Origin of the sequence: Martinezella tropici (genome assembly GCF_003287875.1) — a bacterium.
Taxonomy (GTDB): domain Bacteria; phylum Pseudomonadota; class Alphaproteobacteria; order Rhizobiales; family Rhizobiaceae; genus Rhizobium; species Rhizobium tropici_C.
Window position 1 is genome coordinate 66,482 of record NZ_QMKK01000030.1, and the last position, 10,286, is coordinate 76,767.

Below are 10,286 nucleotides of genomic sequence, written 5' to 3' on the forward strand. Positions count from 1 at the left end.
CTTTCGTCCTGTCGAGTTTAGTACAGGCTCGTCCCCTGGATGCCCAACGTTGCTGTGGCAGGTTCAAGACGCAGCGTTACTCCAGCGAACTGGCGTCACTCAGGGACTACCAAGTGTTGATGCGAACTCTGGCGCACAATATATATGTGAATATGGCGTCGCGATCCGATAGAGCGAACGCAGACCACGTCAGCTTCACGATTTGCGGACGTCCACTTTGAGACGCGCGGTCGATCGGCGCTCAGCGAAATGTGCCTCGACCTCATCATCCGAAATGTCGCGACGAGTGTCGTTCAGCGCTTCCAGCACCTTCGTGCGAAACCAACTGTCGTGAGCTTCGCTGCCCGAAAAGAGTTCAAGTGGCAATGCACCTTCATTAGCCGTCCGGGTGAGTAGGATGCGCACCGCGTCCGATACCGTTAGTCCCATGCTCTCAAGGACGGCGGAGGCTCGATCCCGAACGTCAGGCATCGATGCGTGTTTGGACAAGTGCGTTTGCAGCCATGGTTATCTCCACATTCAACAAAAAGGTAATGCATTTGAATGACAAAATCCATAGCGAGGTTTAGGCCCTCACCGGGCGTTGTTACGTTGTCTGCGGCCTAAACGCTTGGCGCGATAGTTGCAGGGGATGGGCACCCCTTATTCGTCCGGGGTGCCGTGAAGATTGGATCGTCAATCATGCCGCTCCAGGAAACTAGAAACCGTCTTCAGGCAAAGATCCTTCTCTTCGACATGCGGCATATGGCTTGAATTTTCAAAGAGCACCCACTCGCAACTCCTTACGCCATCGACATAGGGCTTGACCACCAGCGGCGTCGCCTCGTCATATTTGCCCGAGATCAGCAAGGTCGGCGCCTCGATGAAGGCAAGCCTGTCTTCGATCGTCCAGTCCTTCATGGTGCCGATGACGTGAAACTCCGTCGGGCCGTTCATGTTGCGGTAAACGGTATTGTCCTCATCCATGGTGGCGAATGTGCGGGCAACCTCCTCCGGCCAGGGCACGACGCGGCAGACATGGCGATCATAAAAGACACGGGAGGCGGCGATATATTCCGGATCGGTGATCGTGCCGGCCCGTTCGTGCCTTAGCAGCGTGTCCTGCACCTCCTGCGGCAGCTCCTCGCGAAGACGGTTCGCTTCCGCGACCCAGGTGTGCATGTTGGCCGGCGAATTGGCGATCACCAGCGCCTTCAGCCCCTTCGGTCGACGCACCGCATGTTCGGCGCCCAGCATGCCGCCCCAGGACTGACCGAGAAAGGCGTAGCGATCCTGAATGCCGAGATGCTTCAGCAGCGCATCCAGCTCATCCAGGAAAAGCGTCGGTGTCCAGAAATCGGGACCCTTGTCAGGCAGGCGCGTGGACTTGCCGTTGCCGAGTTGATCGTAGTGGATGACGGCGCGGCCATCGATTTCGGCGATACCCTTGAAACTATCGACATAATCATGAGTGCAGCCCGGCCCGCCATGGGCGACGACGAGCGGCAACCTGCCGGAATCGAGCGAGCCGGTGATGCGGTACCATGTCCGGTATTCGCGAAAGGGCAAAAAGGCTTCCTGCGTCGGGATTGCGGCCACGTGTCTCTCCATCTCCAGGCTTCGATGGACCAGACCATAACGCGGCCGAAACGGGTGCGGCAGCTATCAGAAGTTATAGGATGGCTGTGCGTCCAGCAGCCGATAATGCGTGGCGCGGACGACTGCCTGGGTGCGGTTCTTGGCGCCGAGCTTCTTTGCCGCGGCATTCAAATGCATGACGACGGTCGGCACCGAGCGATCGATGATGCGGGAAATCTCCTTGGCGGAATAGCCCTTGGCGGAATAGCGCAAGCATTCCCTCTCGCGCTCCGTCAGCCGGATCTTGCCGACGCTCAGCGCTGCGGTGTCGAAGAGCGAATAGGCGGTCTCGTGAAAGACATGCGCCAGCAGGTTGAAATCGGCAATGTAGCGCAGGGCATCGCGCTCGAACTCCTTATTGGCACCGAAGCGAATTCCGGTGACCGTCGCATAGTCGCCGCGCGGCATGTGAACCGGCACCGTAACACCCGTCGACATGTCGCGCTCGCTCAGGTAGCGCGCAACGGGAACCGTGTCCTCGCTCATGAAGCGCTTGATCAGCGTATCGGCATCGGGATCGTAATTCCAGAAGAACGGCGCCGAGGTTCTTAGCGCCACCTGCTGCACCGGATCGATGCGGAAATAGCCGCGATCGAACCAGTATTCATACATGTCGTCGGAGATGTTCCTGAGCTTCAGAAGCGACGGGATCATGATCTTGCCGTCGAGGTCGTAGGGCACCGGCGAATAGTCGTAGATCAAGGCCTCGAACCCGATTGCCTTCATGCTCTCGAAGATATGATCGATGCGGCCGTCCAGCGTCTGATGCGCCGTGAACTGGCGCCTGATGGTTCCGATTTGATCGAACATGCAGCGGTTCCCGTCTGTGCCTGCGACCTCCCAACCTATCACTTCTTATAGCTGGTGCCGAGCGCGGTTTAAGGTAAAAATTTAGCCGTGCTCAAATATTGAGCAAGCAGAATCTTTCGCCGGAGTTGTCAATGTGGCGTGAAATTGAGCCCGAGGCGCGGCATGTCGTCGAGGTCGATGGCTACAAGGTGGTCGCCTACAGCTTCGGCAGCGGCTCTGAAACGGTCTTCTGCCTGAACGGCGGCCCCGGGTTGCCCTGCGACTATCTGCGCGAGGCACACTCCTGCCTGGTCGACAAGGGATACAGGGTCGTCGCCTTCGACCAGCTCGGCACGGGCGCCTCAGACCGCCCGACCGACAAGGGTTTATGGACCATCGGCCGTTATGTCGAGGAGACCGAGACCGTCCGCAAGGCACTCGGTCTCGGTAAAGTCCACATGCTCGGTCACTCCTGGGGCGGCTGGCTGGCGATCGACTACGCGCTGACCTATCCCGAGAACCTCAAGACGCTGATCCTCGAAGATACCGTCGCCGACATGCCGCACCTGATTTCGGAGCTGGAGCGGCTGCGCGCGGCACTCGGGCCGGAAACGGTCGCCATGATGCAGAAGCACGAGGCACAGGGCACCTATGATCACCCCGAATATCTCGCCGCCGTCACCATCCTCAACTACCGCCATGTCTGCCGCCTGCCGGAATGGCCGGCACCTGTCCGCCGCTCGCTCGACGATTGGAACATGGGTCCCTATGAGACCATGCAAGGGCCGAACGAATTTCTCTATATCGGCAATCTCAAGGACTGGAACCGCATTCCGGACCTTCCGCAGCTTGCCATGCCAGTGCTGATCACGGCAGGCGAACATGACGAGTTGACGCCGGCCTGTGCGCTCAGGATGAAGCTTGCCTTGAAGGATGCCGAACTCAAGGTCTTTGCCAATGCCAGCCACATGCCTTTCTATGAGAACCCGTGGGATTACTATCCGGCGCTCCTCGACTTCCTGTCGCGGCATAGGGCAAGCTGATGCGAGCTAAGGTGATCCAATCCCACCGACGACAAGGGGGCGATCGCCGCTATGCATCGCTATAGATTCGTACTGACGCGACCGCTGCAGTTCCTGCCTGTCCTCTTCGGCATCAGCGTCATCACCTTCGTTCTGGTCCGCCTCATTCCCGGCGATCCCGCGCGCAATATCCTCGGCACGCGCGCCACCCCGGCCGCACTTGCCAGCATTCGCGCGCAATACGGCCTCGATCAGCCGATGTGGCTGCAATATTTCTATTTCATCAAGAATCTCGGCAATGGCGAGATGGGCAAATCGATCCTCTACAAGATCGACGTGCTACCGCTGATTTCGACCCGGATCGAGCCGACCGTCGCGCTGGTCGTCTCCAGCGTCATCCTGTCGGTCCTGATTGCCGTGCCGATGTCGGCGATTGCCGCGCGCAATGTCGGCCGCGCACCGGATCACATCGTGCGCGTCGTCTCGACTTTCGGCATCGGCTTTCCGCCCTTCTGGCTGGGGCTGATGCTGATCATCCTGTTCAGCGTCCAACTCGGGATGCTGCCGGTCTCGGGCTATGGCTCCACCATCGGCGAGAAGATCGCCCATCTCATCCTGCCGGCCCTGACGGTTGCGCTGTCGCTTTCGACCGTGCTGACCCGCAGCCTGCGGGCAGCGATGATCGAAGCGCTGAAATCGGATGTGGCGACGGCGGCCCGAGCCCGCGGCATGCCGGAAGGCATCGTCTTCTGGCGGCATGTCGTGCCGAACTCGCTGGTGCCGACGATCAATCTGCTCGCCGTCAACATCGGCTGGCTGATCGGCGGCACGGTCGTCGTCGAGAGCGTCTTTGCCTTGCCCGGCATGGGCCAATTGCTGGTGCGCGCCATCTTCTCGCGCGATTACATGGTCGTCCAGGGTGTTGCGATGGTATTTGCCTGCGCCACGGTGCTGGTCAACTTCCTCGCCGATATCGTCACGGTCGCCGTCGATCCGCGGGTGAAGCTATGAGCATCGACACGACAGCGACGGCCTCCCCTGGCTGGAACAGGTTTTTGGGGAAGCACCTGACGCTGACGCTCGGCGGCGGCATCCTTCTGTTTTTCCTTCTTCTGGCAATCTTGGCGCCACTTATCGCGCCCTATGACCCGATCTTCCAGAATGCCGACATGCGCCTGCAGGCGCCGTCGTTCCTGCATCCGTTCGGCACGGATAATTTCGGACGAGACATTCTTTCGCGCGTCATCTGGGGTACGCGCATCGATCTGCAGATCGCCGTCATCGGCGTGCTCTTCCCGTTTCTGATCGGCACTACGGTCGGCACCATCGCCGGCTTCTTCGGCGGCATTGTCGACGCGCTCTTCATGCGCATCGTCGATATCATCCTCGCCTTCCCGTTCCTGGTGCTGATGCTGTCGATCATCGCCATTCTGGGGCCGGGGCTGAGCAGCTTCTATATCGCTATGGCCCTGGTCGGCTGGGTCTCCTACGCGCGCCTGATCCGCGCGCAGATGCTGGTGCTGAAGGGCAGCGATTATGCCGTTGCCGCCGTCAGCCTCGGCTTCAGCCGGCCCAGGATCATGTTCCGCCACCTGCTGCCGAATGCCATTGCCGGCTCGATCGTCTTTTCCATGTCGGATGCCGTTCTGGTGCTGCTGAGCGGCGCGGCCGTCAGCTATCTCGGCCTCGGGGTTCAGCCGCCGCTTGCCGAATGGGGCGTCATGGTGGCGGAAGGCCAGAGCTTCATCACCACGGCCTGGTGGATCACGCTGTTTCCCGGCCTTTCCATCGTGTGCCTCGCCTTCGGCTTCAGCATGCTGGGCGATGCGCTCGGCGAATTGCTTGGAGTTCATGAATGAGCGAGCCCGTCCTCTCCGTCCGCGACCTCGTGGTCCAGGCCCGTCTCGACAACGGCGCCCGCAGGCTGATCGACGGCGTCTCGCTCGATCTCGGCAGGGGCGAGATACTTGGCCTCGTCGGCGAGAGCGGCTCGGGCAAGAGCCTCCTGTGCCGTTCGCTGGTGCGGCTGCTGCCCTCATCGCTTCTGAAGATCGACAGCGGTTCCATCCGTCTCGAAGGACGGGAACTCACGGAAATCAGCGATGCCGAGATGCTTGAGGTGCGTGGCGGCGAGATCGGCATGATCTTCCAGAATCCGACGAGCCATCTCGACCCCGTCATGCGCATCGGCGACCAGATCGCCGAAGGCATCCACTACCATCAAGGTCTCAAGGCGCGCGAAGCCCGTGCAGCGGCGATCGAGATCCTTGAGCAGGTCGGCTTTCCTGATCCCAAAAGACAATATGACAGCTATCCGCACGAGTTTTCCGGCGGGATGCGCCAGCGCGCCATGATCGGTGTCGCACTCTCCTGCAGCCCTAAGATCCTGATCGCCGACGAGCCGACGACGGCCCTCGACGTCACCATCCAGGCGCAGATCCTGCGGCTCCTGATCGACATTCGCGACAAGCGCGGGCTTTCGATCATCCTCATTACCCATGATCTCGGCATCGTCGCCCAGACCTGCGACAGGATCGCCGTCATGCGCAGCGGCCGGGTGCTCGAACAGGGTCCCAAAAGGACGATCCTCAGCCGGCCTGAAAATCCCTATACGATTGATCTGATCAACAGCCATCCTTCCCTGCCCGACGAAGCTGTAACGCAATCGGGGCCAACCAGGGCGAAAACGTCAGCCAAGCCGCTGCTTGAAATCGATGACCTGCGTGTCGACTTCAGGGTCGGCGGCGGTTTCTATAGGGGCAGCGGCGCAAAGACGATCGGCGCCGTTTCCGGCGTCAGCCTGCAGATCATGCCGGGCGAAACCATCGGCATTGTCGGCGAGTCCGGCAGCGGCAAGAGCACGCTTGCGCGTGCCGTTCTCGGCCTCACCCCGATTTCCTCCGGCCACGTCACGTTCGACGGTGTCGACCTCACCCAGCAGAAGAGTGCCGGCCTCGCAAAGCTCCGGCGCGAAACCGCCATGGTCTTCCAGGACCCGTTCAACGCGCTGAACCCGCGCCTGACGATCGGCCAGACGCTTGCCGAAGTGCTGAAAGTCCATGGCAAGGTCGCGAAGGCAGACATTCCCGCTCGCATCGGAGAGTTGCTCGATCTCGTCGGGCTGGAACGCGAATTCGCCGATCGAAAGCCGCGCAGCATGAGCGGTGGCCAATGCCAGCGCGCCGGCATTGCAAGGGCGCTTGCAGTCAATCCGAAGCTCATAATCGCCGACGAATGCGTGGCAGCGCTCGATGTCACCATCCAGGCGCAGATCATCGATCTCTTCCGTGAACTGACGCGCCGGATGAACCTGACCTTGATCTTCATCGCTCATGACCTCGCCATCGTGCGCGATCTCTGTGAGCGGACCATCGTGATGTATCGCGGCGAGATCGTCGAGGAAGGCCGCTCGCAGGAGATCTTCTCTCGCCCGAAGCATGCCTATACCGCAGCGCTCATTGCAGCCATTCCCGATATCGATCCGGACAAGCCCTTGCACGGCGAGCGCGATGCGACACCCGCAGGGCAGACCCAATCAGCCAAACGCATGCGATAACAACGAAGGGAACGAATTCATGATCAACAAATGGAAGACAATCGGGCTTGCCGCCATCCTCGCCGGCCTGACGCTGAGTGCGAGCTATGCGGAAGCCGCCGGCGTGCTGACCATCGGCCGCCGTGAGGATTCGACGACGTTCGATCCGATCAAGACGGCGCAGAATATCGACAACTGGGTGTTCTCCAACGTTTACGACGTGCTGGTGCGCGTCGACAAGACGGGCACGAAGCTGGAGCCGGGTCTTGCAGAAAGCTGGACGACCTCCGATGACGGCTTGACCTATGTCTTCAAGATTCGCGACGCGAAATTTTCCGACGGCTCGCCGCTGACGGCTGATGACGCAGCTTTCAGCCTGCTGCGTATCCGCGACGACAAGGCATCGCTCTGGAGCGACTCATACAAGGTGATCGATACCGCCGTCGCGACTGATCCGCACACGCTGACGATCAAGCTCAAGCATGCATCGGCGCCTTTCCTGTCGACACTGGCGTTGCCGAACGCATCAGTCATCTCGAAGGCCGGGATGGAATCGATAGGGCCGGATGCCTATGCGGAAAAGCCGATCGGCTCGGGCGCCTTCTCCGTGGAGGAGTGGCGCCGCGGCGATCGCATCATCCTGAAGAAGAACCCGAATTTCTGGCAGGCCGACCGCGTCAAGCTCGACGGCGTCGAATGGATCTCGGTACCGGACGACAATACCCGCATGCTGAACGTGCAGGCCGGTCAGCTGGATGCCGCCATTTTCGTGCCGTTCTCGCGCGTCGAAGAGCTGAAAAAGGATCCGAACCTCAGCGTGCTGATCGATCCTTCCACGCGTGAGGATCATCTGCTGATCAACCATGCCCATGGCGACCTCGGCAAGAAGGAAGTCCGCCAGGCCCTCGACATGGCAATCGACAAGAAGGCGATCGTCGATGCCGTTACCTTCCATCAGGGTACGGTCGCCAATTCCTACATTCCAAAGGGCGCCTTGTATTACTATGCGGATAATCCGCAACGCTCCTACGATCCGGAAAAGGCCAAGCAGATGCTTTCGGCAGCCGGCGTTTCCAACCTGACGCTGAATTACCTCATCCGCGCTGGTGATGAAGTGGATGAGCAGACGGCGGTCCTGGTGCAGCAGCAGCTCGCCAGGGCCGGCATTACAGCCAAGTTGCAGAAGGTGGATCCCAGCCAGGAATGGGACATGACCGTTGCTGGCGACTATGACATCTCGGTCAACTACTGGACCAACGATATCCTCGATCCAGACCAGAAGACGACCTTCGTCCTCGGTCACGATTCCAACAACAACTATATGACCAACTATAAGAATGATGCGGTAAAGGATCTCGTTGCCAAAGCACGGCAGGAGCTGGACCCGAAGAAGCGCGAGCAGATGTATATCGACTTGCAGAAGATGGCGAAGGACGACGTCAACTGGATCGATCTCTACTACAGCCCCTATATCAACGTCGCGCGCAAGAACATCGATAACTTCCATCAGAATCCGCTCGGCCGCTTCTTCCTGGAAGACACCGTCAAGAATTGACATCTCAACGTCGAATCTCAAGCTCCGCTGTCGAAAGGCAGCGGAGCACTTTTTGTGCGCGATTGGTGTTGCTTCCGGGGAGCCGAATACATATTTCATCTGGTGATCGTCGACTTCTACTTCCATCTTGCGACGGCGCACGACATCCCGAAGCATCCTAGCGCACAGGTAGGAAAGCAGTACCACCTCGGGTGGTTTAACTTGGAAAATCCAGGCGGATATTCTTGGCGTCGATCGAAACTCGCGGCGTCATGTCTGCTCCCAATAAACGGAGCGGGTACCTGGGAATCACCTTATCAAACGAAGTAGCAAGTGAATTCGTCACGTAACGAGATGACAGCGTTCCCGGTGTTGTTCCAGTCAGATATCAATCCCGACGCGTGTGCAATTACGACATCAAGGGTGGCGCCTCGGCAGGGAACCTGCCGGGCTTCGGAGCGATACTTTGTTCTCGCGACAGTGGCGATTGACGAAGAAGAAACAGAAGGACGGGGATGCCTATACAAATCGATGCTCTTAATATGGCTCTGGACAATGTATTCGAGGCAGCGATCGATCCCGGCCTTTGGTCCGGGGTGCTATCGAACCTGGCGGACGCTACGAATTCGTACAGCATCAACATCATGCCGATGTCAAATCGCTCGAAGATGAATGGGATATCCACCAATACACTGGAAACTTTGCGTCACCGCTATTTCGATGAGGGGTGGCATCTGACGGACTGGCACCTTAATGCGATCCCCTTCCTGCTACGGAAGGGGATCGCTCGCGATGTCGAATATACCCCTTCCGAGGTGTTCCGTCGCCACCCGTTCTTCCGCTTCTGCGCCGAGCACAAGCTTGGTCATTCCTGCATAATGGAATGGCACCTCAATCCGGACGATCGGCTGGGCATGGCATTCCACAAAAAGAATGGCGAAGACGGCTTCGATGAGGCGAGCGTTCTCCTTCTGTCTGCCGTCAGGCAGCGTTTCCTGGTTGCAGGCAAGATCATGAACAGCATGGCCGAAAGCAAAGCCCGGGGAATTTCGGTCGGGTTGGAGCTGGCTGGCACGCCTGCAATTTTCTTCAACCGACTTGGTCGCGTCACCCATGTCAATGCCGCTGCGGAGAAGCTGCTTGGCGCTGAACTTCAGGTCTTTCGTGGGGAGCTCCGTGCCGCAGGCAGCTTCGAAACCGATGCGATCCGCACACGCATGAGGGCAGTGGCATCGTCGGATTGGCTGCGGCCAGATATCGGCAGCGAGCCGATTTCGATCGCGCGGCATGATGCTCCCCCACTTCTGCTGCGCATCCAGCGTCTCGGGGGAAGTATGCCGGACATCTTCTCCTACGCAGAAGGAGTTGTCCTACTGGAGGTGCCAGAGCGGAGCAATGCCAACCTGCAAAGGCACAAGCAGGCGCTGCAGCAGCGCTTTCGGCTTACGTCGCAGGAGGCTGATATCGCGATTCGCTTGAGCGACGGAATGTCGTTGCGTGAAATCGCCGAAAAAACGGAACGCTCATACCAGACCCTGCGCACGCAATTAAAGTCGATATTCTTCAAAACAGGAGTATCGCGTCAAATTGAGCTTGCCTTGATCGTAGCCAATTTGAAGTTTCCCCGATCGTAATATCTATAAGAAGATAGAATTCTGAATCTCAACTTACAAATACAAATTTCAACCGTTAATACATCTCCATACCTCAATTGAGGTATTCTATACCAGAAATTGCGCTGCTACACGAAAATTGTTCAAGTGGGGCGCTAAGGTTCTCGAAACTACCG

The 10,286-nt window shown here is 58.8% G+C and carries 8 protein-coding genes and 1 pseudogene; 6 read left to right on the plus strand and 3 right to left on the minus strand.

All coding sequences use genetic code 11. The features are described 5' to 3' along the window. Window positions 1–195 precede the first annotated feature (195 nt). The 3 genes and pseudogenes from DQ393_RS11870 to DQ393_RS11880 form a co-directional block, all read right to left on the minus strand. Window positions 196–505, minus strand: a pseudogene (locus DQ393_RS11870) (type II toxin-antitoxin system RelB/DinJ family antitoxin). A 170-nt stretch (window positions 506–675) separates the two neighbouring features. Then, window positions 676–1,590: a proline iminopeptidase-family hydrolase gene (locus DQ393_RS11875; RefSeq protein WP_181592326.1), complete on the minus strand. Its 915-nt coding sequence runs from the start codon at window positions 1,588–1,590 to the stop codon at window positions 676–678. A gap of 54 nt (window positions 1,591–1,644) precedes the next feature. Further along, on the minus strand, window positions 1,645–2,427 hold the full coding sequence (locus DQ393_RS11880; protein ID WP_112341990.1) for a LuxR family transcriptional regulator: 783 nt from the start codon (window positions 2,425–2,427) through the stop codon (window positions 1,645–1,647). A 131-nt stretch (window positions 2,428–2,558) separates the two neighbouring features. Here DQ393_RS11880 and DQ393_RS11885 point away from each other — a divergent pair, with 131 nt between their 5' ends. The 6 genes from DQ393_RS11885 to DQ393_RS33675 all read left to right on the plus strand — a co-directional run bounded on the left by DQ393_RS11885 (window position 2,559) and on the right by DQ393_RS33675 (window position 10,131). Beyond that, a complete protein-coding gene (locus tag DQ393_RS11885) occupies window positions 2,559–3,449 on the plus strand; it encodes a proline iminopeptidase-family hydrolase (protein WP_112341991.1) in 891 nt (296 codons plus the stop codon). Between the two features lie 51 nt (window positions 3,450–3,500). Then, on the plus strand, window positions 3,501–4,439 hold the full coding sequence (locus DQ393_RS11890) for an ABC transporter permease (protein ID WP_112341992.1): 939 nt from the start codon (window positions 3,501–3,503) through the stop codon (window positions 4,437–4,439). Continuing rightward, window positions 4,436–5,287, plus strand: a complete 852-nt coding sequence (locus tag DQ393_RS11895) for an ABC transporter permease (RefSeq protein ID WP_112341993.1) — start codon at window positions 4,436–4,438, stop codon at window positions 5,285–5,287. Before DQ393_RS11890 ends, DQ393_RS11895 begins: the two co-directional genes overlap by 4 nt. Further along, the gene (locus tag DQ393_RS11900) at window positions 5,284–6,984 is read left to right on the plus strand and encodes a dipeptide ABC transporter ATP-binding protein (RefSeq protein ID WP_112341994.1); all 1,701 of its coding nucleotides are present in this window, start codon (window positions 5,284–5,286) and stop codon (window positions 6,982–6,984) included. Before DQ393_RS11895 ends, DQ393_RS11900 begins: the two co-directional genes overlap by 4 nt. 19 nt (window positions 6,985–7,003) lie before the next feature. Continuing rightward, a complete protein-coding gene (locus DQ393_RS11905; protein WP_112341995.1) occupies window positions 7,004–8,518 on the plus strand; it encodes an ABC transporter substrate-binding protein in 1,515 nt (504 codons plus the stop codon). A 992-nt stretch (window positions 8,519–9,510) separates the two neighbouring features. After that, window positions 9,511–10,131 carry a helix-turn-helix transcriptional regulator gene (locus DQ393_RS33675; RefSeq protein WP_210209414.1) on the plus strand — a complete coding sequence of 207 codons (621 nt, stop codon included), beginning with the start codon at window positions 9,511–9,513 and terminating at the stop codon, window positions 10,129–10,131. The last annotated feature ends 155 nt before the right edge of the window (window positions 10,132–10,286 follow it).

What these genes read in the sequence shown, in the direction of transcription:
- DQ393_RS11875 (WP_181592326.1), bottom strand. Translation starts at nt 1,590, where the DNA reads ATGGAGAGACACGTGGCCGCAATCCCGACGCAGGAAGCCTTTTTGCCC.
- DQ393_RS11900 (WP_112341994.1), top strand. Translation starts at nt 5,284, where the DNA reads ATGAGCGAGCCCGTCCTCTCCGTCCGCGACCTCGTGGTCCAGGCCCGT.
- DQ393_RS11890 (WP_112341992.1), top strand. Translation starts at nt 3,501, where the DNA reads ATGCATCGCTATAGATTCGTACTGACGCGACCGCTGCAGTTCCTGCCT.
- DQ393_RS11905 (WP_112341995.1), top strand. Translation starts at nt 7,004, where the DNA reads ATGATCAACAAATGGAAGACAATCGGGCTTGCCGCCATCCTCGCCGGC.
- DQ393_RS11885 (WP_112341991.1), top strand. Translation starts at nt 2,559, where the DNA reads ATGTGGCGTGAAATTGAGCCCGAGGCGCGGCATGTCGTCGAGGTCGAT.
- DQ393_RS11895 (WP_112341993.1), top strand. Translation starts at nt 4,436, where the DNA reads ATGAGCATCGACACGACAGCGACGGCCTCCCCTGGCTGGAACAGGTTT.
- DQ393_RS11880 (WP_112341990.1), bottom strand. Translation starts at nt 2,427, where the DNA reads ATGTTCGATCAAATCGGAACCATCAGGCGCCAGTTCACGGCGCATCAG.
- DQ393_RS33675 (WP_210209414.1), top strand. Translation starts at nt 9,511, where the DNA reads ATGAACAGCATGGCCGAAAGCAAAGCCCGGGGAATTTCGGTCGGGTTG.